The sequence below is a fragment of the Flagellimonas olearia genome, assembly GCF_004150225.1.
In the GTDB taxonomy this organism is placed as follows: Bacteria; Bacteroidota; Bacteroidia; order Flavobacteriales; family Flavobacteriaceae; genus Flagellimonas; species Flagellimonas olearia.
The window spans coordinates 1-22,511 of the sequence record NZ_ML142916.1 but is presented as its reverse complement, the minus strand read 5'-3'; the positions used below and the strand labels follow the sequence as shown (position 1 = coordinate 22,511).

The window sequence follows — 22,511 nt, the reverse complement described above, 5'->3', positions numbered from 1 at the left end:
GAATATGTCAGGGTTTCTTTTTTTTCAACCCTATGTTGGTCCGCATGTTTACCCTCAACTTACACCTTTGCCGCACCACATTTGTTAAAGAATGTTAAAATCAGTTTAAAGTGTAACATTCCAACCCTCATACCGTCTTGTAGGTATCATCGTCAATCTAATCAAAAAACGAACAGCTCATGAAAAAAGTAGTCTTACTTTTTGCACTGCTCTTATGTAGTGTACCCTCAACCAAACTTTTTGGAAACAACCCGGAAAACGAAGCTTTTGGCTCCATATCCGGCACCGTTATTGACAACACTCTCCAAGAACCCATTGCCTATGCAGCCGTGGTGATAAAATCCGAGGATGGCACAGAAACCATTACCGGAGGTATCACTTCGGAAGACGGCACCTTTGAAATCAATAAGCTCCCTGATGGTTCCTTTGTACTGGAAGTACAATTTATTGGGTATAAGACCCACTCTCAACCCTTGGTCATATCAAAAAACAACCGGAACTTGAAGGTAGGCACCATCACTTTGATGGAGAACACCGAGGAACTGGCCGAGGTGGAAGTGGTTGCCGAACGCACTACCATAGAACAGCGAGTAGACAGAAAGGTCATCAATGTGGGCAAGGACTTGACCACAGCCGGTGCCACTGCGTCAGATATTATGAACAACATTCCATCGGTGAACGTGGACGCCCAGACCGGGGACATTACCCTTAGAGGCAACTCCAATGTACGGGTCATGGTAGACGGAAAACTATCCAATGTACCTGTGGCGCAATTGTTGCGTCAAATTCCATCGACCTCCATTAAATCCATTGAATTGATCACCAACCCATCCGCCAAGTACAATCCGGAAGGGATGAGTGGCATCATCAATATTGTACTGCACAAAAATGCCAATATTGGGTTCAACGGAAACGTTAACCTAGGACTTACCAAAGGGATTGAAGCCAAGTTCAACAGTTCCATTGACCTGAATTACAGAAGTGGAAAGTTCAACTTTTACGGAAACTACGGCAACAACATTGGTAAATATGTCAATGATGGAAGTATTTATAGATTGGAGGAGAACTCCCTTCAAGAATTTGATTTCTTCAATAACAACAAGTCCCACTTGTACAAATTGGGGGTTGATTTCTATCTTAATGACAAGAATACCATTTCTGTCTTCACCAACCAGAACATTTTTGAGGGAGATGGAAGCGGTATCACTGATGTAACCTATAATACGGATGCCTCCCGCAACGTGACCCAGTTTTTCAACGATGTTTCGGACAACCGAAGCGAACAGTACAACTTCAACTATAAGCTGGATTTTGGCAAGGAAGGCCACAATATTGAATTGGAGGTGGACCATAACCGCTTTGAGAACAACCAAGATGCCAATTTCAGGTCTGTGGGCGCCTCACTATATCCCAACTACATGGATTTTGTGGATACGGAAAGAACCCAGACCATTGCCAACTTGGACTACGTGAATCCCTTGGACAGCATCTCCAAATTGGAAGTTGGATTGGAATCCAGAAACTTTGAAACCGATGTGGACTATGCCTCAACCGGTTCTTCATTCAACTCGAACGGTGTTTTGGTACCCACCCCAGACACAAACTTTGTGTATGGGATGGATATCTACTCGGCCTATGCCACTTTTGGTCAAAACTACGAGAAGTGGTCCTATCAAATGGGGGTACGTATTGAAGATGTGGAGGTTCAAGCGGATACCAACCAAGTACGGGCCTTTACCGATAAGTATACCGAAATATATCCTTCGGCCTTTGTAACCTATAGCCCCAACGAAAAGAATCAGCTCCAGGTGAGTTATAGCAGGCGTGTGGATCGTCCCGGATTACAACAGGTAAATCCTATCAGGGAGTTTGCCACTCCGCTGATCTCTTCATTTGGAAACCCAAATTTGGTGCCCCAGTTCACCAGTTCCTATGAGGCCAATTATACACGTCGCATTAAAAATGGTAGTATTACCGGAGGGGTGTTTTATCGAAGCATCAAGGATGAAATCAACAGGGCTGTTTTTGTAGACCGATTGGATTTCAACAAAATCATACTCACGTTTGACAACTTTAATGAAACCTCTGCCTATGGATTTGAACTTTCATCCAACTACAGACCTGCAAAATGGTGGAACATCAATGGAAGTTTCGATATTTTCTCCCAAACCAATAGAGGTATCACGGAGAGTATTCCCGGGAACATTCCCGATCCCACAGAAGAGGATATTACGGTGGAAAGCGTTAAGGTGGACAACACGGCTTGGAACCTACGGATGAACAACAGTTTTACCGTAACCAAAAAACTGACGCTACAAGCCTTTGGATTTTATCGGGGCAAAAACCGTAACATACAATTTAATGTAAAGCCCATGTACTTTGTAAACTTGGGAGCCCGATATAGCTTTGCCGAAGGTAAGGGAACACTCAGTTTCAATTACAACGACATCTTCAACACCATGCGCTTTGCCTTTGAAGGAGACCGCCCCTATTTACAAGAGGGAGGATTCAACTGGGAGAGCAACAATGTATACGTAGGGTTGTCCTATCAATTTGGAAGTGGTAAAAACCGCGCCAAGCAACGAAAAAGAAGGGACAACCGTACCAAGGATACGGGTGGGGGCATCCTATAACCACATATTGGTATCCTCTGCAAAAAAGTGTTGGTTGGTTAATATTGCATGAGGTATCAATAAAAAACCCCGGTCTGGAAAGATCGGGGTTTTTATTTAGTCAAATTCATGTGGAAGACCGTCCAAACTGACGGTGTTTTTCTTCTCCCAATATTTTTTCAGACCACTTTCTCCTTGTTTTTGAGCCCAATCTACCAATTCTTGCCGTTGGTGTTGGTATTCCATAATGGGAATCCCCATACCGCATGAGGTCTGTACTTTTTCAATATGTACATCTATTAACTGCCTACCCCCAGCAATCTCAGGGAACAACCCAATATGCTCTTCCCACTCAGGACTTTTATGGGAATAGACCTTTGCTGTTCCGTACAATCGTAAAATCAAGGGGTCGCCCTCAAAGGCACAGAACATAAGGGTAATTCGGTTTTTGTGCTCCAGATGGATAGCCGTCTCATTACCACTTCCGGTAAGGTTGAGCCAAATGACCCGTTGGGAATTGATCACCCTAAGTGAATCCAATCCCTTTGGGGACAGATTCACTGAACCCTCATCCATGGCCGTGGCCACAAAGAACATTTTTTGGTTTTTGATGAATTCAATAAGCGGCAGGGTCAACTCTGGGATCTGTCTTCCCATATCACCATCTAATGATTACACTTCCCCAAGTAAAACCACTACCAAATGCAGCCAAGACCACCAAGTCGCCTTCTTTGATCTTCCCTTGTTCCCATGCCTCTGTAAGGGCAATGGGAATGGAAGCCGCCGTGGTATTCCCATAGCTCATGATGTTGTTGAATACTTGATCATCGGAAAGTCCAAACTTCTTTTGAATAAACTGTGAAATACGCAAATTGGCCTGATGGGGAATCAGCATATCAATATCCTGTGGGGTCAAATTATTGGCCGCCAACCCTTCCATGATCACCTCACTGAAACGGACCACGGCATTCTTAAAGACAAATTGTCCATTCATGTATGGAAAATAGGAAGTGTCCTCTTCACCGCTACCCACATCGGCCAAAATATCGTTCACCCAACGTTTTCCCATCCCCGGGGCAATCAGTGAAAGTTCCTCGGCATGTTGCCCTTCGGAATGCAAATGGGACGATAAAATTCCTTTAGACGTGTCCTCTTCACGGGTGAGTACCGCAGCTCCGGCCCCATCACCAAATATTACCGACACTCCCCTACCTCGTGTGGTCATGTCCAACCCATGCGAATGCAGCTCGGAACCAATGACCAACACGTTTTTGTACATGCCACTTTTAATATATTGGTCCGCCACGGATATGCCATACACAAATCCAGAACATTGGTTGCGTATATCCAAAGCACCCACGGTCTTGATATCCAAATCACGTTGTACCAGAACCCCCGGGCCTGGAAAGTAATAGTCGGGGCTTAAGGTGGCAAAGACGATAAAATCGATGTCGTTCTTATCAATCCCCGCCCTTTCAATGGCCTGTTGGGCCGCTTTTACCCCCATGGATGTGGTGGTATCGGTACCCTTAACTACATGTCTACGCTCCTTGATACCGGTCCGTTCTTGGATCCATTCGTCATTGGTGTCCATTATTTTGGACAAATCATCGTTGGTGACCACGTTTTCAGGCACATAGAATCCCAGTCCTGATATTCTTGAATTGTACATTATCCTATCTTTATAAATAAATTATCAAAAATTAGGGGCTATTTAACCGAAAAGTAAAAAATATATCCTAAGAACTGCACATTTATCAACAAAATAAAACTTTCAAGCCTTAGGGAACTTCCCATGGAAAAAAGAAATGCACTCCCTAGCGAAAGTGCATTTCCAACAACCTAACCAATAAATAAAAGTGCGTTATAGATAATCCTATTTCATAGCAATATTTTCTATAACAATTTAAAGATACATATTTTGTTTAACGTATTAGTAAAAAAGATAAACAAAATTATGTTAAATTTTCATCCCGCTCCTATGTCAAGCATCAATGTCAGTTTGTCACCTTTATCAGTATGGTATTTTTTTTGTCCTGATGGCGTAAAGAAAATGTAAAAACAATGGCAACAGGTAAAATCAATGTTTCAGTAGAGAACATCTTTCCCTTGATCAAGAAGTTTCTGTATAGTGATCATGAAATCTTCTTGAGGGAGCTTATTTCAAATGCAACGGATGCAACCCTAAAGCTAAAGCACTTGACCTCTATAGGCGAGGCCAAGGTGGAATATGGAAATCCCATCATCGAGGTCAAGGTGGACAAGGACAAAAAACGCATCCACATTTTGGACCAAGGGGTCGGGATGACCGAGGATGAAGTGAAAAAGTACATCAACGAAGTGGCCTTTTCCGGTGCGGAGGAGTTTTTGGACAAATATAAAGATGCAGGAAAGGATACGGGAATCATAGGTCATTTTGGACTTGGTTTCTATTCGGCTTTTATGGTGGCAGAAAAGGTAGAGATCATCACCAAGAGTTTTAAGGACGAACCCGCAGTACATTGGGTCTGCGATGGTTCCCCCGAATTCACCCTAAAAGAAGCCAAGAAAAAAGACAGGGGTACGGAGATTATCCTTCATATTGCGGAGGATTCCACCGAATTTTTGGAAGATGCCAAAATCCGTGAACTGCTGACCAAGTACAACAAGTTCATGCCCATCCCGATTAAATTTGGCACCCGTACCGAAACACTTCCCAAACCGGAAGGTGCCAAAGAGGACGAGCCGGCTCCAACAGAAGAGGTGGACGATATCATCAACAATCCCACTCCGGCGTGGACCAAGCAACCTACCGACCTTAAGGACGAGGATTACAAGAATTTTTATAGGGAACTCTATCCCATGCAGTTTGAAGAGCCTTTGTTTCACATCCACCTGAATGTGGACTATCCCTTTAACCTGACCGGGATTCTGTATTTTCCCAAGTTGACGAATGACCTTAATATCCAGAAAGACCGCATACAATTATACCAGAACCAAGTGTTCGTTACGGATAATGTGGAGGGTATCGTTCCTGAATTCCTGACCATGTTGCGAGGAGTCATTGATTCTCCGGACATTCCTTTGAACGTATCACGATCTTATCTGCAGGCCGATGGTGCCGTAAAGAAAATCTCTTCCTACATCACCAGAAAGGTGGCCGATAAGTTGAGTTCCCTCTTTAAAAACAACCGGGAGGATTTTGAACAAAAGTGGAACGACATCAAAATCGTGATTGAATACGGGATGCTTTCCGAAGACAAATTCTTTGAAAAAGCCGATAAGTTTGCCCTGTACCCTACTGTGAATGGCAAATTTTACACTTTTGAAGAGCTGGAGGCCAAGATCAAGGACAACCAGACCGATAAAGATGGCAAATTGGTGATACTTTATGCTTCGGATATGGAAGCACAGCACAGTTACGTTGAAGCCGCTAAGGCAAAAGGCTATGAAATTTTGTTGATGGACTCCCCCATTGTTTCGCATTTGATGCAGAAACTGGAGAGCTCCAAGGAAAATCTATCCTTTGTCCGTGTGGATTCTGACCATATTGACAACCTGGTCAAAAAAGAGGATTCGGCCATTTCCAAATTGTCCGATGAAGAAAAAGACCGCTTAAAGGAAAACTTGGAAAAGGTAATTAGCACCGATAAAGGATACACCATTCAATTGGAGGCCATGGACAGCAATGCTTCCCCGTTCATCATCACAGAACCAGAATTTATGCGTCGCATGAAAGAAATGCAGCGAACTGGAGGTGGTGGAATTTTTGGTATGGGGAACATGCCCGATATGTACAACCTCATCGTGAACACCAACCATGAGTTGGTAAGCGAGATATTGAATACCAAAACCGACAAAAAGAGGGAACGTTTGATCAATCAATCGTTGGATTTGGCAAGGTTGAGCAAAGGCCTGTTGAAAGGTGAAGAGCTCACCAAGTTCATTAGCCGTAGCTATGATATGATCAAGTAAACATTCCCATAAAGTTGAAAAAAAGGCAGGCCACATGGCCTGCCTTTCTTATTTTTAGGACATGGAAACCCCATGGCACCTTTATGCAATGACCGTACTGTACTTGGTTGCAGGGTTGGCCCATTTTATATTTCCCAAGATGTATTTACGCATCATGCCCCGCTATCTTCCCTATCCCAAATTTTTGGTGTTCTTGAGTGGTATGGCCGAGATGGTTTTGGGTCTAGGCCTCTGTTTTAAGGTGACCAGAAACCTGAGTGCCTATGGAATCATTGCCATGTTGACCCTATTTCTAACGGTGCACTTTTACATGCTTTCCGGAAAAAAGGAGGCTGCGGGAATTCCCAAATGGATTTTAGTTCTCAGGATTCCGCTACAATTTGTATTGATGTACTGGGCCTATGTTTATATATCAGCTTAAGGTCCCGTGTTGGTCCAAATAGCGTTTTAGCCAAGGTATCTGTACAAAAAACAACACTCCGAAGAGCAAGACGGCATATAGGGTCACTTTGGAAGCGGTATATCCCTCCATCCAACGCCATGTATTGGAGAAATCCAAATTCCACTCTATATTTTTGAACCATCCTTGATTGGGGTCAAGACCATAGGTCATCAACAAGTAAATGAACCCCGCCACAAAACCCAGAAACAGAAACATAAGGAGTTTCCTGGGCAAAAGGGGTTGGGCCACAAACACCTCTTGTTGGGATTGCGCCTCAATCTTTGCCATGAGCTTTTCGGTAAAATCCGGTGAGGGCGACTCCAAGGAAGTTTCCCCCATAACCTTGTCTACAAATGTTTCCAGTTCCTTTTTTTGTTGCTCATCCATTGTTTTGAAGTATTTCTGGTTTTAAGTGGCCCTCCAATACCGCTGCCAACTTCTTCCTTGCCCGGAACAATCGCACCTTTAACGAATTTACCGGAACATTCAATATATTCTCAATTTCCAAAAGACTTTTCTCCTCAAAATAAAATAAGGTCAAAAGCCCTGCATCCTCGCTGGGCAACTTTGCCAGACATTGCCCCACAAGCCTTCCCCGTTCTTCCCTGACCATTTTGTCCAAGGCCGTATCCATTTCCGTAAAGATAAAATCTTCCATTTCGCCAACATCCAAAAACGTTCTGCTCTTCCGCAACCGTATCCGGTCCAAACAGGCGTTGTAGGCAATCCTATAGATCCATGTCGATATCTTGGAATCACCTTTAAACCGCTCCAACGAATGAAATACCTTAATAAAGGTATCCTGTGACACCTCTTCGGCCTCTTCCCGGTTGCCCAACATACGAAGGGCCAAGGTATAGACCAAATCCTTGTATCTATTGACCAATTCAGAAAACGCATGGGTATTGCCCTTGTGGATGCTGCGGATCAATTTTCTTTCTTTGGCGGTCAACATTGAAGATTGGACGTTCAACCCATGGTTTTGGTTACATCATTTGCACTTTTTTTATAGAACCCTGTAACCTACGTCATATAAATCCCGTCATATGCTAAAAACCAAAAAAGTATAATCATTAAAAACGAACAATCATGGGATCTGAAGTAATCATCTTACCCGTAATTTTTGGAGCAGTCTTCGCGATTGCCTATCTGTATTATTCAACCCGGAACAAAGAGCGAATGGCTTTGATAGAAAAGGGAGCCGATGCCAGCATCTTTTTTCAGGGAAAACGCGAAGGCAAAGTTCCTTTTTGGAAAATCATCCTAATCAATGTGGCCCTACTTTTTATAGGTATTGGCATAGCCATTTTCATGGCCGCCTTTCTGGTGTACAACTTGGGAGTAAATGAGGATGTAGCCTACCCAGGAACCATTTTCTTTATGGCAGGAGTTGGGTTGTTGGCAGGATTTGCTGTCGCCAAGCGGTTGGAAAAATAGTATAGATCCAAGCTAAAACATGATGAAAAACCATCGCAGATTGCGATGGTTTTTTTTTACCTTGGAGGCATGCAAATCATCTCTACCAACTTAGGAAAACCCACTGAAATTTCTTGGAACGGCAAGTTGATCACCACAGGGATTTATAAATCTCCTTTGGATACACCCTTACTTTTGGAGACCGAAAATGTATCGGGGGATACCATTGGAGACCCCAAGGTACATGGGGGCATCTACAAGGCCTGTTATTTATTTTCGGCCGAACAATATCCGTATTGGAAGGAAAAGTACCCCCATTTGGAATGGAATTGGGGCATGTTCGGTGAAAACCTTACCGTTAAAGGACTGGATGAATCCCAAATAAGAGTGGGCAACATTTACAGATTGGGGACTGCGCTGGTCCAGATAACACAACCTAGGGAGCCTTGTTTTAAGCTCGGTTTGAAGTTTGGCACCCAACAAATCCTGAAACAATTTATAGACCATGGATGGCCAGGGACCTATGTTCGGATTTTGGAAGTGGGAAAAGTAAGTTCCGGTGACACCATGGATTTAGTGGAGGAGTCTAACAACCCATTGACCACCCAACAATTCTATAGACTTTTATATGACAAAGAAAAAGACCAATCTATTCTAAAATTGGCCATCTCCAATGATTCCCTCCCCTTGCACAAAAGGGAACGGCTTAAAAAATTTCTATAAAAAAAGGGGCCAAACGGCCCCCATGCACATAAAAATTAACTAAACAAACTATTTTACAACCATGGTCTCTGTGTAAGTTCCCAACTTATCGACCACAACCACGGTGTATTTGTCTTCAAAGGCTTTTTCAAAGTTGAATGCTTTTTCAACAACCACTTTTCCATCTATGGTTTCATTATAAACCAACCTTTTCTGACTGTCATATACTTTAACCGTAACTTTTTCCTGTGATAGGTTCAAAAGGTTCATCATCAATTTCCCTCCCTTTTTCACAAAAACGGGCTCTACCTTCACATTGACCAACTTCAATTCCACCTCACTTTTGGCATTTCCTTTCTTATCCAAAGTAATATTGGATGCATTGGCAAGTCCAATGGTAGTTGCAAAAAGGAACATCACCGCTACGATATATCTTTCTACTGTTTTCATAACATTTTGTTTTTTTGGATTACACTACAAAGCTATCACAGGATATCCCCCCGAAACACTACCATCTTTTCCAGTATATGTACAATTTTAACCTATGACTATGTATAAAATTGACTAAATGGTAAAATACCATATATTTTGGTTAATTTTGTAGAGACACCGTTTTGTGGACCACTTTAATTTTACATTGTGAAAAAGAATACGGCCAAAATGATTCAAAAACCTGCTTTTGAGGCAATTGCACCCAGTTTTGGACACTCATTCCTATATCAAAAATTCAGTGAGCGGCATGAGAATAAGAACATTGGCTGGCATTACCACCCCGAACTGGAGCTGGTCTATATTAACGGAGGCTCTGGGAAAAGGCAAATAGGCAGCCATGTTTCCTATTTTAGAAATGGGGACCTTATCCTAATTGGATCTAATTTGCCCCATTGTGGTTTTACTGATAAGTTGACCGGCAATAAAAGTGAGACGCTGATACAGATGAAGGCCGATTTTTTGGGAAGCGACTTTTTCAGCATCCCGGAAATGAAAAACATCCAAAAATTGTTCGAAGTGGCCAAGGGCGGTATCGCTTTTTCCGGCAAGACCAAAACCAAAGTGGGTGAAAAAATGGAAATTCTGGAATACCAGACCGACTTTCAACGCTTGCTTTCCATTTTGAACATTTTGAATGTATTGGCCACCTCGGACGAAATCAAAGTACTGAACGGGGAAGGCTTTTCCATGGAAACGGAGGTAAAGGACAACGACCGCATCAATATTGTCTTCAATCACGTAAAGACCAATTTTAAAGAGGATATCAGCCTAGGTGAAATTGCAGACTTGGTAAGTATGACGGTTCCCTCTTTTTGCCGTTATTTCAAAAAAATCACCAACAAGACCTTTACCCAGTTCGTGAACGAATACCGTTTGGTGCATGCCTCCAAACTATTGGCCGAACAGCCCATCAGCATTACGCAGGTGTGTTATGACAGTGGCTTCAATAACTTTTCGCATTTCAACAAGTCGTTCAAGGCCTTTACCGGACAAAATCCATCCGAGTATCGAAACCAGCTCAAGACCGTTTTGCAATAAATCATCTCGCTTAGCTGAAGAGGTCGTTCAAAACCTTGGCCAATCTTAGCCCTCCTTTTTGGAGTTGTTCGAACAACAGATCGTTGTGATCATAGGTATACCGATAGCCGAGTTTTTCGCCAACCTCGGCAGATTCGTATAGCGTGGCACATATTTCATGGGACTCATCCACCCAATCGTAAATGGTTCCCTCTTGAATCCTTTTGCGCTCTTTACGGGAAACCCCGCGATCCAGCTCGGTGGCCATTTCTGTATAGGTCATTCCGTAGGATACGATCAAATCTTTGTCCCATACCTTATGAAGGTTGCTTCCTTGACCGAACCACTGCACTTGGATATCGTTGCCTCCCTTATCCTCTGCCCTACTGGCATGCATGGGTTGATGTAGGTCTCCAATAAGGTGAACGAGCATTTTTAAATGAAAAACCCGGTCGGCCCTGCTATTATTCTTGTTCTTGACCACCTTGGTGCATTCTTCAATAGCGGTGACAATATCCCCGTACTTGCTTTTTTCTGAATCCACATATTTCATCCCCAAGGGATAGTTTACATAGTGCCATGCCGAGAATTTGGAATAGGAACGATCTGCCTTGATTTCATCGGCATAGTTGGAAACAAAGGCCAAACTATGTCCATCCAAAAGGTCGTTCAAGGCCCTCTTGGCCTTTCCTGTCAAATGATTTTGTGCAATATGTCCCGTAACCCGGTGGCCTGTCTTGCCCCAAAAATTACCAAAGGAGCATAGGGGTATAAGTAAAAAAAGAAGTATGGCTTTTCGCATTATTCAAGGTTTGTCCAAAAGTAGGGAACTCTAAAACTAAAAATCGTGACAAGTAAACACCAATTTTTATAACCTACTATCAATGAGTGCACTTATAACAAAACTTTGGGATTTTTTTAACGAACCTAACACTTAAATTTGGGGCACCGACTAGACTCAAAACAATGCTAAAATTCCGTCTTGTACTTGCTACAACACTACTTCCTTTGCTATTTTTTGCGCAATCCCGATCCAAAAGCTTTACCGTTAAATTCATCAGTGACCCCATACAGGTAGATGGTGTTTTGGATGAATCGGTTTGGGAAATTGCGGAAAGCGCCCATGATTTTCAACAATATTTCCCCTCGGATTCCACCTTGGCCGCCCAGCAAACTGACATTAAAATGCTGTACAATGCCACTACCCTTTTTATTGGTATTAAGCTCAACACCGAAGGGGACAATTATGTGATTCCCTCTTTGGAAAGGGATTATAGGGCCGGGGGGAATGACAATATCAGCTTGCTGTTCGACACCTTCAACGATGGCACCAACGCCTTTCTTTTTGGGATGAACCCCTATGGGGTTCGGAGAGAGGCACTGATTTCCAACGGAGGGTCCGGCCCAAGTGGATTCACCACTTCTTGGGATGTGAAATGGCAAGGTGAAACCCGATTGTATGATGGGTATTACGTATGCGAACTGGCCATTCCGCTTACCTCTTTCAAGTTTAAACAAGGCGAGACCAAATGGCGGTTCAACAGCTACCGATTTGATATGCAGACCAATGAAACCAGTACCTGGATGGAAATCCCCCAAAATCAATTGATCTATAGTTTGGCCTTTATGGGGGATATGGTCTTTGAAAAGCCCTTGGGAAAATCCCGTACCCCTATGGCCATTATTCCCTATGTCAATGGGATTGTGGGCAAGGATTACGAGAACGATAATGACCTCAGCGCCTTGAATTTTGGTGGGGATGCGAAGGTATCCATTGGCAACGGAATGAATTTGGACATTACGGTGAACCCCGACTTCTCCAACGTGGAGGTGGACAATTTTGTGACCAATCTTACCCGTTTTGAAATTTCGCTCCCAGAAAGAAGACAGTTCTTCATTGACAACAGTGACCTTTTTGGGTCCTTTGGTAGTGAAGAGGATGCCAACCCATTCTTTTCAAGAAGAATTGGTATAGCCGAAAACCTGGAAGAAGAGACCATAGAGAACGGAATCATTGGCGGGCTTCGACTCAGCGGTAAGCTTAACGAAAACCTGCGATTGGGTTTCTTGACCATCCAGACCGAAAAGGATGAGGCCAACCATATTGCCAGTAACAACAATACCGTCTTGGCCCTGCAACAAAGAATGTTCTCCCGTTCCAATCTTAGTTTCATTTTTGTGAACCGGCAAACTTTTGATGACTATGACTTTTTGGAGGAATCGGACCGATACAACCGGGTTTTGGGATTGGACTATAATCTGGCCTCAGCGGACAACACCTGGACCGGAAAGTTCTTCTACCACAAATCCTTTGCACACGAAATAGGTTCCCAAGACGCGGCTGGTGGGATAAACCTCAACTACAATTCCCGTTACCTCAATGTTGGGTTGAATGGCAACTTCATTGGTGAGGATTTCCGCTCCGACCTTGGGTTTATCCGAAGACAAGATGTGGTGGTAGCCAAACCTTTTGTGGAGGTGAATTTTTGGCCCAAAAAAGGACGCTTAAATTTCCATGGCTTTACTTTCAACCCCAATATGGAGTGGAAGCCCACACTGGATTATCAGAATACCGACTATTTTATCTTTTCGGGGTGGCAAGCACAGTTCAAAACCCAGGAAGAACTGTCAGCACGTCTTTTTAACCGATTCACCTTTCTCACGGAGCCTTTTGACCCCACTGGGACCGATGGTGGTGTGGAGCTTCCGGCCGATCAAGGCTATTATTATACCAGCTATGAAGTGGAATTCCAGAGCGATCGCCGAAAGGTCTTCTCCTATGCCCTTGAACCTGGTTATGGCGATTTTTTCAATGGCACCCGATTTTCGTTTGAAGGAGATATGAGCCTACGATTACAACCCAAGGTCTTTCTTATCCTAGGACTGAACTACGATAGCATAAAACTTCCCGATCCGTATGAAAGTGCCGATATTTGGCTGGTAAGCCCCCGAATCAACATCACCTTCAACAAATCCATTTTCTGGTCTACCTTGATCCAATACAGCAACCAAAGGGACAATCTAGGTTTCAATTCGCGTCTGCAATGGCGCTTTGCACCCCTGTCGGACCTTTTTCTAGTCTATAATGACAACTACTTTGTAAATTCCTTTATGCCCAGAAGTCGGTCCATTAATTTAAAGCTGACCTATTGGCTGAACATTTGATCTGGAATCAGGTGAAGTTGTCCTATCACAACCATTTTTGATTTTCCTATATTTGGGGCTATCACTATTGAAATTCTATGGATCAACTACCCTTTACGGAGGATACGGTCATTTTTGGACTCCTCTGTCTCTGCCTAGGTTTTGTTTTTTACACCTCCTCCCTCAACACTGGTTTTTGGAAAAAATTCTACTCCATTGTACCTACGGTACTCATGTGTTATTTGCTTCCGGCCATCTTGGCCAGTTTGGGCATTGTGGACGAATCTTCATCGCAGACCTATTACATTGCCAGTAGATACCTTTTGCCTGCTGCCTTGATCTTAATGACTTTGAGCATAGACCTCAAGGCCATTGCCAATCTGGGTTCAAAGGCCCTTATTATGTTCTTGACCGGTACGGCCGGAATCATCATTGGTGGTCCCGTGGCCATATTGATCGTTTCCATATTTTCCCCTGAAACGGTTGGTGGCAGTGGTTTTGATGCCGTATGGCGTGGTCTGGCCACCATCGCTGGAAGCTGGATCGGAGGTGGTGCCAACCAGGCGGCCATGCTAGAAGTGTTCCAATACAACCAAGAAAACTATGGGGGCATGGTATTGATCGATATTGTTGTGGCCAACCTTTGGATGGCAGTGCTACTGCTGGGCATTGGCAAGACCAAACAGATAGACCGCTGGTTCAAGGCAGATAATTCTTCCATTGAGGAATTGAAGGAAAAAGTATCCACCTATACCGAAAAGATTACTAGGGTCACTTCGCTTCCCGATTTGATCATGATGCTGTTCTACGCGTTTGCCGGAGTGGGCATTGCCCATTTTTTGGGCAGCCATTTTGCCGGTTTTCTGGAAGACAATTTTGAAGTCATCCGAAACAAACAAAAAATTCTATCCTCCTTAGGTTCCCAGTTTTTATGGATGGTAGTATTTGCCACCGCCATTGGTATTGGGCTTTCTTTTACCAAGGCCAAAAACTACGAAGGTGCCGGGGCCAGCAAGATAGGCGGTATGTTCATCTATATTCTGGTGGCCACCATTGGTATGAAAATGGACTTGGGCAAAGTTTTGGAAAATCCAGGACTTATTGCGATAGGCTTGATATGGATCACCATTCATGCCGGACTTTTGATCTTGGTGGCCAAACTCATCAAAGCTCCCTACTTTTTTCTCGCAGTGGGCAGTCAGGCCAACGTGGGAGGTGCGGCCTCCGCTCCCGTGGTCGCTGCGGAATTCCATCCTTCGTTGACCTCTGTGGGGATTCTTTTGTCCGTTTTCGGGTATGTTGTGGGTACGGCTGGCGCTTATTTATGCGCTTTGTTGATGGAAGTCGCCGCCAAAGTTTAAATATTTCAGAAGTTTATTTGATATTTGCCCTGCAAAATTTTTATTGATGAAGAGGTTATTGTTTGTATTGTCATTGGGAATGTTGGTTCTGTCTTGTGAAAAAAGTACAGAAAACACCATGACCGTTTCTGGAAACGTAAAAGGATTGAAAAAAGGAACCCTATACCTACAGCAGTTCAAGGATTCTACCCTTATGGTCTTGGATTCCCTGGAAGTTGAAGGAGATGGAACATTCAGTTTTTCAGAGGAATTGGAAAGCCCGGATATTTTTTACCTCTACTTGAAAAAACAGGACAATAACGACCTCAACGATCGTATTACCTTTTTTGGAGAGCCCGGACAGATTACCATCAACACCACTTGGAAGACCTTTGATATGGACCCGGAGATATCTGGTTCCAAGTCCCATGAAAAATACCTGGAGTTCAATGAAATGATATCCAAGTTCAACATTAGGGACATTGCATTGGCGCAACAGGCCACATTGCCAGAGTTTCAAGAAGATTCCACCGCCTTGGATTCCCTACAGAATTTGGCGGATATCAATCTGGTAAGACGTTACCGATATGCCCTTAACTTTGGTTTGAACAACGGAGACTCTTACGCCACCCCATACATTATGATGTCCGAGGCCAGCGACGCCAATCCAAAATATTTGGATTCCGTGTACAATGCCCTTACCCCGGAAGTAGCCTCCTCCAAATACGGAATGGCATTCCAAGACTTTCTAAGCAAGCAGGACTAACTTACCCGGCAAGATTGTTCAAGTCATTGACCAATTGTGTGGCCTTTTCTTCGAGTTGGGCCCGCACGCTCCTAAAATGAGCCTTTTGGTCATCAACATTTTTTTGGTTGATTTTGTCCATGAGCTCGTCAAAAGCTTCAATGGCCTTGTCAATGATGACGGTTCCCTCTTCGGATTCCTTGTTATCAGAGCCTGCCTCCCAAATGTAGACCGCTTCTATGATGTCTCCCAAGACAAAGTTGACATCCTTTTTTAAATCACGTATACTTGGCATACCAGTGTTTTTTATAAAGGTACTATTAAATGGTAACTTCCAAAAGTTTGGCGTTACGGGTATCTATATCAATCGTTGAACTGGAGGCTGCGACCAATACCGTCTCTCCTTTTTGAATGGATGCAGTGCCCCAATCATTGGAAATCTGTGCCGCTCCACCCACACACATGTATATGGTAAATGAATCCCTTTGGGATACATCCAGTTTTAGAGGTTGGGTCAACTCCAAAAAGTTGGTTTTAAAATAAGGACAGTCCACCATGGTATTGGTTTCATCCTTACCCTTTGGGTAATCTACCTTGAAATCGTTCTTACGCTCGTAATCAATGGCATCAACGGCCAAACTGGTATGGAGTTCCCTTAGGTTGCCATCCTTGTCCTTTCGGTCAAAGTCATAGACCCTATAGGTAACATCTGAAGTTTGCTGAATTTCGGCCAACAACACCCCAGCACCTATGGCGTGTATCTTTCCGGTATTGATAAAATAAGTATCTCCTTCCTTTACCTCTTCATAATTCATCAAATCCAAAAGGGTACCAGACTCCAAGCTTTCGATATATTCGCTTTTTTCAACATCCTTGTTGAAACCCACGATCAACTGGGAACCGGGATTGGCATCCATTATGTACCACATCTCTGTTTTTCCAAAGGAATTATGCCTTTTCTTGGCCAAGGCATCATTGGGATGCAATTGAATGGACAGATCTTGTTTGGCGTCGATGAATTTTATCAAAATGGGAAATTCATTCCCAAACCGTTCCACCACACTTTTTCCCAAAAGGCTTTCTCCTTGGAGGGATATCAGTTCTTGAAGCGAGGTTCCCTCCAGAGCCCCGTTGGCCACTTCGGAAATATCTCCACTTACTCCGGAAAGTTCCCAGCTTTCGCCAGTAATATCACTTTCGATGGGTTTATTGAGTACATCTTTTAGTTTTGTTCCTCCCCAAAGACGTTCTTTGAGAATGGGCTTGAACTTTAAAGGGTATAAATCCATTTTATCCTGAATACGTTACAAAATTGCGCGGTGTCTCATAGAGTACCACTTCCAATTCATTGGCCTGGTCTATATGGGGCCTAAGTTTGCTCCAAATGACCACGGCAATATTTTCTGCAGTTGGGTTGAGTTCCTTGAACTCGGGAACATCTGCATTAAGGTTTTTGTGGTCCAGAGCCTCTTCTACATGCTCCTTGATCAAGTCCTTGAGCACTTTTAGATCCATCACAAAACCAGTTTCTTGATCAATTTCACCCGTAACACTTACAATAAGGTCATAATTATGCCCATGGTAACGGGGGTTGTTGCATTTTCCAAAAACGGCTTGGTTCTTTTCTGCGTCCCAATCAGGTCTGTGCAATCGGTGGGCCGCATTAAAATTAGCCTTTCTGCTCACTTTTACTTTCATTGGGCGGGGGTATTTTTCATGATATGACCATAGAAGCGTTCAAATATAATCTTGAACCACTCCGTATATTCATTGGGATTGGCAGCGATATCTTTTTTGATATCGGCCGGATACATCCATTTCCAATCGGCCACTTCCTCTGGGTTGATATTGGGGGAATCGTTATACGACCCGATCATTACATGATCGTATTCATGTTCGGTAAGGCCATTATCAAATGGGGCTTTGTATATAAAAGAAAACAGTTCCGTAAGTTCCGTTTGAAATCCCATCTCTTCCATGAGCCTGCGCTTTCCGGCCTCAATATTGCTTTCGCCATCACGCTGGTGACTGCAACAGGTATTGGTCCATAACAAAGGGGAATGGTATTTATCTTCGGCCCGTTGTTGGAGCATGGTCTCTCCTTTATCGTTCATCACAAAAACCGAAAAAGCCCTATGTAACAGTGCCTTTTCATGGGCTTCCATTTTGGGCATAAGACCAATGGGCTCATCCGCCTCGTTCACCAATATCACTTTTTCCTCTTCCATGAGGTAAAAATATGACCTTTGGAGGAATTTATGGAGCCAAGGGTTTTAAATTGTTCCTAAAAGAAGCGTGGGGACTTTAGGTTACCAACATTTCTAAGGAAATCGTAACGTAGGATTACCTCAAAGGAACCATCATTGAAGGTAGCGGCACCCAATTCGGTTATTTCACGGTCATAGGCCAACCCAAGCATCAACTGATCGGAAACCATAAAACCAAACAACCCGCTGAAGGCCGCATCCCATCGGTAGGCCACGCCGCCAATGAAACGCTCATTCAACATAAAATTGGCCGAAACGTCTACCTGTAGAGGGGCTCCCTGTACCATTTTGGTCAAAAGGGTAGGTTTGAATTTCAAGAAAGGGTTCAAATCCCAAACATAACCGGTAATGACGTATAAATTGATCTGTTCCTTTGCCGTGGATACGGAAGAGGTATCAAAATGGGTGGTCTCCAAAATCCTGGGGGCCGAAATGCCTGCATAGAATCTATCGGTATGGTAATATACCCCCGCACCTATATTGGGAGAAAACTTGTTTTGTATGTCCTGCTGGGACTGCAGCTGCGGGTCTATTTCAAACTCATCCAATTCGGAATAACGAATATCCAACATATGGGCACTGGCTTTCAGACCAAAACTCAGTTTAGCGTCAAAAGAGGTTTGTATGGTATACGAAAAGTCCACATCGAAATAGGTTTCGGAAGTAGGGCCTATCTTATCGTTTACCACAGAAATTCCCAGTCCAACCCCTCTATAGCCCATGGGCGTATGGATATTCAAGGTCTGTGTTTCAGGAGCTCCATCCAGTCCCAACCATTGGTTCCTATACAATGCCGCAATGCTCAAATGTCCACGTGAACCTGCATAGGCCGGATTTACACTCACTGTATTGTACATATACTGGGTATACTGTGCATCTTGTTGGGCATGGGCAGTTCCCACAATCCCTAAGAAAAGTAAGGCCAGTAGTCCTTTTATGTTCTTCAATAGATGTTTTACCTCCACAGTAACCATGTTTATCTGTTAATGTATATGTATCCTGAGATTTGCTTCATATTTCCACCTTGATCTTGATAATCGATAACGTAGAAATAGGTCCCCACAGGAAGCTTGTTGTCTTGATCTACTGTTACCCTACCTTGGGAAGTTCCATCAAAAACATTTCCAGTGGTATTATAGGCCTTGGTCTGGAAGACCATTACTCCCCAACGGTTATAGATCCTGACCGTGTTGTTTGGATAATCCTCAATACCGTTGATGGCCAATACGTCGTGTATTCCATCCCCATTGGGTGTGATAACATTGATCACATCTATGGCCTCTACTGTGGTTTCACCCAAATCAGGGTCCAAGTAGTTGGGTATACCATTCTCATCGGAATCGTCATTGGCATAGTTGCCATCCATATTTAGGTCTTCGTCAATGGTCTCGATACCATCGTCATCGTCGTCAGAGTCCCTAAAGTCTGGAATACCATCAGAATCGGTATCCAAAAGGTCGGTGCTGGGATCGTCAATTTCATCATTGACATCCAAATCGATGACCGTACTGCCTTCAAAGGCATCGTCAAGACCATCATTGTCCTTATCTGAACCTATAAGCTCTATATCGGCAATACCGTCTTGGTTCATATCATGGCCTTCAATGATGTCCGGCACATTATCATCATCGCTATCGGTATCCACATAATCCGGAATACCGTCATTATCTGAATCCAAAGGAATCAAACCAATGTTCCCATCATTCTCATAGGCATCATCCAGTCCATTTCCATTGACATCGACCATACTTGGAGGGATATATCCCAAAGCAGGTTGTGCTTCAATGTTATCCGGAATTCCATCATTATCACTATCTATATCCAAATAATCTGGAATGCCGTCCCCATCCGTATCCGTTGGATTTGTGGATGGATCATTGTCATTATCCGCATTGAGGTCCTCAAAACTGTCCACAATACCGTCTCCATCACTATCCAGGTCAATTCCAGAAGTGTTTACAATCACAGTAATTGTAGCCGTGTCGCAATGTCCATTGTCATCACAAACTGTATATTCAAAGGAATCTGTTCCTGTATACCCTGCATTGGGTATGTAAGTGATATTGTCATCCGAAGGATTGTTCACGGTACCATTATCATTCAATAGTATGGTTCCATTGGATGGATTTGTAGCTGTAATGGTTCCGATATTGGGGATGTCATTATCATTGCCTTTCCACAAAATAACTATGTCCACTCCTTGATCCGTGGAAACTGAATCATCATTGGTATCCACGATTGGAAGTACATCAACGGTCACCGTAGCGGTACTGCAATCTCCAAAAGTGTTGCAGACGGTATAGTCAAACGAGTCGGTTCCATTAAAATCAGGTGCTGGAATATAGGTTACCCTATCATCCGATGGGTTATTGGGTGTTCCATTGTCGTCAATGGTCACAGAACCATTGGCTGGGTTCGTGGTAGTGAGCGTTCCTGTTGAAGGCAAATCAGAATCATTGTCAAAGATAGGTACCTCAACAGATTCATCTTCATTGACCACAATCAGGTCATCAACCAATGTGGCCGCCTGACTCATACAGACCACGGTAAACCGAGGCAACTCAATACTGTTCCCCACCTTAGTGATAGTGGCCGTATAGCGCACCACACTTTGTGTGCTTGTGACCGTTGGTCGAGTTTGATCTCCACTCAAAGACGGACTCCAACTAACCGTGGCTCCCGAAGGTACACTGGCAGAAATATCCAACGTAACTTCGTTGTTCGGTGCTTCACAATCGGTTAAAATAAAATATCCCGTGGCATTGGACCCGCAAAGGGTACCATCGTACGTTGCAAAATAAACACCGGGTTGGGTTGCTTCATAAAAAGAATTTGTTCCGAGAACTGTACCCAAATCGGAAGCTTCAAACCATTGGTAGTTATTTTCATCACCCGTATTTGGAGCCTGAAGCAAAAACTGAGCGTTTGCAAAGTTCATCCCCAAAAACAGGATGAACAACCCAAGAAATAAAGACTTATGTAAGGTGATGGATTTCAAATCTTCTAGCGTCTTTATCATTCTTATTTTACAACAAACACCACGTTGATCAATGCATTATAGTCTGATGGTTGACCAACAATATCATAGGTAAGTTCACCACTGGCATCAATACTCATATTGTCAAACACAGCAGGGTCTGCATAGGTCACATAATAATATAGATCCGTTGCAGCATAGGTAGGTATTGCCGCAGGAGCCCCTAAACTTGCCACTGCAGGAGTACCAAACTGTGCAACATATTGATCATATAGGTTTATTGTTCTACCGATTCCGTTTGTTGAAGCATCAACTGCGATAGAAGGTGGATAAAAAATCCGAGCCGCTTTGGATACAATGGGCGACATTGCCTGAATGGCTCCCTCAACCGTGGTTTCTGAACTACCATCGCCATCTGAATCAACCGATGTGTCCAAATCAACATCTGAAGCAGTTTGATCAATATTGATATCTGCCAAAGCTACCTGAAGGGTTCCATTACTGTCCTCTATCTCAAGGTTCGCTCCGCTCACCTCGAAACGGGTGTTCACCTCATTGGTAACACTGCCGTCCACTTCGGTGAAGGTGCTGTTCACCACATAAGGGTCGCCGCTGGTGCCGCTCCCGCTCACGCTGATGTCCGTACCGGCGTTCACGATGGTCTCCGAACCATCGGCCGCGTTGGCCGTGATCTGCGAGTCCACATAGTTCTTCGTGGCAGCGTCCTGGGCGTTCGTTGGGTCCGTCACATTGGTAATGGATGTCCCCGCACTGTTGCCCTCGCCTAGTACGCTGGCCAAATCCTGTATCTCATTGGTGATGCTACCGTCCACTTCCGTGAAGGTGCTGTTCACGATATAGGGGTCACCGCTGGTGCCGCTTCCACTGACACTGATGTCCGTGCCTGCGTTCACGATGGTCTCGGAACCGTCGGCCGCATTGGCCGTGATCTGTGAGTCCACATAGTTCTTCGTGGCCGCGTCCTGGGCATTCGTTGGGTCCGTAACATTGGTGATGGACGTACCGGCACTATTGCCCTCGGAGAGTACGTTCGCCAAATCCTGTATCTCGTTGGTGATGCTACCGTCAACTTCCACAAAGGTACTGTTCACGATATAGGGGTCACCGCTGGTACCGCTTCCGCTCACGCTGATGTCCGTACCGGCGTTGACGATGGTCTCCGAACCATCCGCAGCGTTGGCCGTGATCTGTGAGTCAACATAGTTCTTCGTGGCCGCATCCTGGGCGTTCGTCGGGTCCGTAACATTGGTGATGGAAGTGCCCGCGCTGTTGCCCTCGGAAAGTACCTCCGATAAGGTCTGGTCGTCACTGCCCAAGTTGGCCAAGGGTACCTGAAGGGTACCGTTGCCATCCTCTATCTCAAGGTTTGCTCCGCTCACCTC

22 protein-coding genes are annotated in these 22,511 nt (G+C 44.1%); 9 read left to right on the top strand and 13 right to left on the bottom strand.

From position 1 onward, the window contains the following. Window positions 1-179 precede the first annotated feature (179 nt). Window positions 180-2,633 carry a TonB-dependent receptor gene (locus DN53_RS17180; protein WP_129656153.1) on the top strand — a complete coding sequence of 818 codons (2,454 nt, stop codon included), beginning with the start codon at window positions 180-182 and terminating at the stop codon, window positions 2,631-2,633. Between the two features lie 96 nt (window positions 2,634-2,729). On the opposite strand, the gene DN53_RS17175 is transcribed toward DN53_RS17180, so the two are convergent. Both DN53_RS17175 and DN53_RS17170 read right to left on the bottom strand, forming a co-directional pair. Next, complete coding sequence (locus tag DN53_RS17175) at window positions 2,730-3,269, bottom strand: pyridoxamine 5'-phosphate oxidase family protein (protein ID WP_129656152.1); 540 nt, start codon at window positions 3,267-3,269, stop codon at window positions 2,730-2,732. Window position 3,270: 1 nt separating this feature from the next. Then, window positions 3,271-4,284, bottom strand: coding sequence for a 3-oxoacyl-ACP synthase III family protein (locus tag DN53_RS17170; RefSeq protein WP_129656151.1), 1,014 nt, complete (start codon window positions 4,282-4,284; stop codon window positions 3,271-3,273). Window positions 4,285-4,676: 392 nt separating this feature from the next. Here DN53_RS17170 and htpG point away from each other — a divergent pair, with 392 nt between their 5' ends. Together htpG and DN53_RS17160 are read left to right on the top strand one after the other, a co-directional pair. Continuing rightward, window positions 4,677-6,566: a molecular chaperone HtpG gene (htpG, locus tag DN53_RS17165; protein WP_129656150.1), complete on the top strand. Its 1,890-nt coding sequence runs from the start codon at window positions 4,677-4,679 to the stop codon at window positions 6,564-6,566. A 61-nt stretch (window positions 6,567-6,627) separates the two neighbouring features. After that, the gene (locus tag DN53_RS17160; protein ID WP_129656149.1) at window positions 6,628-6,987 is read left to right on the top strand and encodes a DoxX family protein; all 360 of its coding nucleotides are present in this window, start codon (window positions 6,628-6,630) and stop codon (window positions 6,985-6,987) included. Here the strand turns inward: DN53_RS17160 and DN53_RS17155 are convergent. Next, on the bottom strand, window positions 6,979-7,395 hold the full coding sequence (locus tag DN53_RS17155; protein WP_129656148.1) for a hypothetical protein: 417 nt from the start codon (window positions 7,393-7,395) through the stop codon (window positions 6,979-6,981). The two genes, DN53_RS17160 and DN53_RS17155, sit on opposite strands and share 9 nt — an antisense overlap. Next, window positions 7,388-7,981, bottom strand: coding sequence for an RNA polymerase sigma factor (locus DN53_RS17150; RefSeq protein ID WP_242502222.1), 594 nt, complete (start codon window positions 7,979-7,981; stop codon window positions 7,388-7,390). Before DN53_RS17150 ends, DN53_RS17155 begins: the two co-directional genes overlap by 8 nt. Window positions 7,982-8,097: 116 nt before the next feature. Here DN53_RS17150 and DN53_RS17145 point away from each other — a divergent pair, with 116 nt between their 5' ends. Together DN53_RS17145 and DN53_RS17140 are read left to right on the top strand one after the other, a co-directional pair. After that, window positions 8,098-8,445: a DUF6249 domain-containing protein gene (locus DN53_RS17145; protein ID WP_129656146.1), complete on the top strand. Its 348-nt coding sequence runs from the start codon at window positions 8,098-8,100 to the stop codon at window positions 8,443-8,445. A 45-nt stretch (window positions 8,446-8,490) separates the two neighbouring features. Further along, window positions 8,491-9,147, top strand: coding sequence for an MOSC domain-containing protein (locus DN53_RS17140; protein WP_242502220.1), 657 nt, complete (start codon window positions 8,491-8,493; stop codon window positions 9,145-9,147). A 48-nt stretch (window positions 9,148-9,195) separates the two neighbouring features. Here DN53_RS17140 and DN53_RS17135 read toward each other — a convergent pair whose 3' ends face one another. Continuing rightward, window positions 9,196-9,576, bottom strand: a complete 381-nt coding sequence (locus tag DN53_RS17135) for a hypothetical protein (RefSeq protein ID WP_129656145.1) — start codon at window positions 9,574-9,576, stop codon at window positions 9,196-9,198. 210 nt (window positions 9,577-9,786) lie between these two features. On the opposite strand from DN53_RS17135, the gene DN53_RS17130 reads away from it, so the two are divergent. After that, the gene (locus tag DN53_RS17130) at window positions 9,787-10,656 is read left to right on the top strand and encodes an AraC family transcriptional regulator (protein WP_129656205.1); all 870 of its coding nucleotides are present in this window, start codon (window positions 9,787-9,789) and stop codon (window positions 10,654-10,656) included. Window positions 10,657-10,666: 10 nt separating this feature from the next. Here DN53_RS17130 and DN53_RS17125 read toward each other — a convergent pair whose 3' ends face one another. Then, the gene (locus DN53_RS17125; protein WP_129656144.1) at window positions 10,667-11,437 is read right to left on the bottom strand and encodes a S1/P1 nuclease; all 771 of its coding nucleotides are present in this window, start codon (window positions 11,435-11,437) and stop codon (window positions 10,667-10,669) included. A gap of 164 nt (window positions 11,438-11,601) precedes the next feature. Between DN53_RS17125 and DN53_RS17120 the strand changes: the two genes are divergently transcribed. The 3 genes from DN53_RS17120 (at window position 11,602) to DN53_RS17110 (ending at window position 15,885) form a co-directional block, all read left to right on the top strand. Beyond that, window positions 11,602-13,800, top strand: coding sequence for a DUF5916 domain-containing protein (locus tag DN53_RS17120; RefSeq protein WP_129656143.1), 2,199 nt, complete (start codon window positions 11,602-11,604; stop codon window positions 13,798-13,800). A 77-nt stretch (window positions 13,801-13,877) separates the two neighbouring features. Then, window positions 13,878-15,140, top strand: a complete 1,263-nt coding sequence (locus DN53_RS17115) for a DUF819 family protein (RefSeq protein WP_129656142.1) — start codon at window positions 13,878-13,880, stop codon at window positions 15,138-15,140. Between the two features lie 46 nt (window positions 15,141-15,186). Next, window positions 15,187-15,885 (top strand): DUF4369 domain-containing protein, encoded by a 699-nt coding sequence (locus DN53_RS17110; protein WP_165357492.1) that lies wholly within the window; start codon window positions 15,187-15,189, stop codon window positions 15,883-15,885. 1 nt (window position 15,886) lies between these two features. Here the strand turns inward: DN53_RS17110 and DN53_RS17105 are convergent, their stop codons facing one another. From DN53_RS17105 to DN53_RS17985, 7 genes are all read right to left on the bottom strand, one after another. Beyond that, window positions 15,887-16,159: a hypothetical protein gene (locus tag DN53_RS17105; RefSeq protein ID WP_129656140.1), complete on the bottom strand. Its 273-nt coding sequence runs from the start codon at window positions 16,157-16,159 to the stop codon at window positions 15,887-15,889. A 25-nt stretch (window positions 16,160-16,184) separates the two neighbouring features. Next, window positions 16,185-17,153 carry a type I phosphomannose isomerase catalytic subunit gene (locus tag DN53_RS17100; protein WP_129656139.1) on the bottom strand — a complete coding sequence of 323 codons (969 nt, stop codon included), beginning with the start codon at window positions 17,151-17,153 and terminating at the stop codon, window positions 16,185-16,187. Window position 17,154: 1 nt separating this feature from the next. Further along, complete coding sequence (locus tag DN53_RS17095; protein ID WP_129656138.1) at window positions 17,155-17,562, bottom strand: 6-pyruvoyl trahydropterin synthase family protein; 408 nt, start codon at window positions 17,560-17,562, stop codon at window positions 17,155-17,157. Beyond that, complete coding sequence (idi, locus tag DN53_RS17090; RefSeq protein ID WP_129656137.1) at window positions 17,559-18,092, bottom strand: isopentenyl-diphosphate Delta-isomerase; 534 nt, start codon at window positions 18,090-18,092, stop codon at window positions 17,559-17,561. The genes DN53_RS17095 and idi overlap by 4 nt, the downstream gene beginning before the upstream one ends. 56 nt (window positions 18,093-18,148) lie before the next feature. Further along, on the bottom strand, window positions 18,149-19,105 hold the full coding sequence (locus tag DN53_RS17085) for a PorP/SprF family type IX secretion system membrane protein (protein WP_129656136.1): 957 nt from the start codon (window positions 19,103-19,105) through the stop codon (window positions 18,149-18,151). A 2-nt stretch (window positions 19,106-19,107) separates the two neighbouring features. Then, on the bottom strand, window positions 19,108-21,150 hold the full coding sequence (locus DN53_RS17080; RefSeq protein WP_242502219.1) for a T9SS type B sorting domain-containing protein: 2,043 nt from the start codon (window positions 21,148-21,150) through the stop codon (window positions 19,108-19,110). Window positions 21,151-21,152: 2 nt separating this feature from the next. Then, a partial coding sequence (locus DN53_RS17985) for a hypothetical protein (RefSeq protein ID WP_165357490.1) occupies window positions 21,153-22,511 on the bottom strand: 1,359 nt, incomplete at its 5' end.

Bases quoted from the DNA above. Each gene is read 5' to 3' on its own strand.
- DN53_RS17180 (WP_129656153.1), top strand. From the start codon at position 180: ATGAAAAAAGTAGTCTTACTTTTTGCACTGCTCTTATGTAGTGTACCC.
- DN53_RS17175 (WP_129656152.1), bottom strand. From the start codon at position 3,269: ATGGGAAGACAGATCCCAGAGTTGACCCTGCCGCTTATTGAATTCATC.
- DN53_RS17170 (WP_129656151.1), bottom strand. From the start codon at position 4,284: ATGTACAATTCAAGAATATCAGGACTGGGATTCTATGTGCCTGAAAAC.
- htpG (WP_129656150.1), top strand. From the start codon at position 4,677: ATGGCAACAGGTAAAATCAATGTTTCAGTAGAGAACATCTTTCCCTTG.
- DN53_RS17160 (WP_129656149.1), top strand. From the start codon at position 6,628: ATGGAAACCCCATGGCACCTTTATGCAATGACCGTACTGTACTTGGTT.
- DN53_RS17155 (WP_129656148.1), bottom strand. From the start codon at position 7,395: ATGGATGAGCAACAAAAAAAGGAACTGGAAACATTTGTAGACAAGGTT.
- DN53_RS17145 (WP_129656146.1), top strand. From the start codon at position 8,098: ATGGGATCTGAAGTAATCATCTTACCCGTAATTTTTGGAGCAGTCTTC.
- DN53_RS17140 (WP_242502220.1), top strand. From the start codon at position 8,491: ATGGTTTTTTTTTACCTTGGAGGCATGCAAATCATCTCTACCAACTTA.
- DN53_RS17135 (WP_129656145.1), bottom strand. From the start codon at position 9,576: ATGAAAACAGTAGAAAGATATATCGTAGCGGTGATGTTCCTTTTTGCA.
- DN53_RS17130 (WP_129656205.1), top strand. From the start codon at position 9,787: ATGATTCAAAAACCTGCTTTTGAGGCAATTGCACCCAGTTTTGGACAC.
- DN53_RS17125 (WP_129656144.1), bottom strand. From the start codon at position 11,437: ATGCGAAAAGCCATACTTCTTTTTTTACTTATACCCCTATGCTCCTTT.
- DN53_RS17120 (WP_129656143.1), top strand. From the start codon at position 11,602: ATGCTAAAATTCCGTCTTGTACTTGCTACAACACTACTTCCTTTGCTA.
- DN53_RS17115 (WP_129656142.1), top strand. From the start codon at position 13,878: ATGGATCAACTACCCTTTACGGAGGATACGGTCATTTTTGGACTCCTC.
- DN53_RS17110 (WP_165357492.1), top strand. From the start codon at position 15,187: ATGAAGAGGTTATTGTTTGTATTGTCATTGGGAATGTTGGTTCTGTCT.
- DN53_RS17105 (WP_129656140.1), bottom strand. From the start codon at position 16,159: ATGCCAAGTATACGTGATTTAAAAAAGGATGTCAACTTTGTCTTGGGA.
- DN53_RS17100 (WP_129656139.1), bottom strand. From the start codon at position 17,153: ATGGATTTATACCCTTTAAAGTTCAAGCCCATTCTCAAAGAACGTCTT.
- DN53_RS17095 (WP_129656138.1), bottom strand. From the start codon at position 17,562: ATGAAAGTAAAAGTGAGCAGAAAGGCTAATTTTAATGCGGCCCACCGA.
- idi (WP_129656137.1), bottom strand. From the start codon at position 18,092: ATGGAAGAGGAAAAAGTGATATTGGTGAACGAGGCGGATGAGCCCATT.
- DN53_RS17085 (WP_129656136.1), bottom strand. From the start codon at position 19,105: ATGGTTACTGTGGAGGTAAAACATCTATTGAAGAACATAAAAGGACTA.
- DN53_RS17080 (WP_242502219.1), bottom strand. From the start codon at position 21,150: ATGATAAAGACGCTAGAAGATTTGAAATCCATCACCTTACATAAGTCT.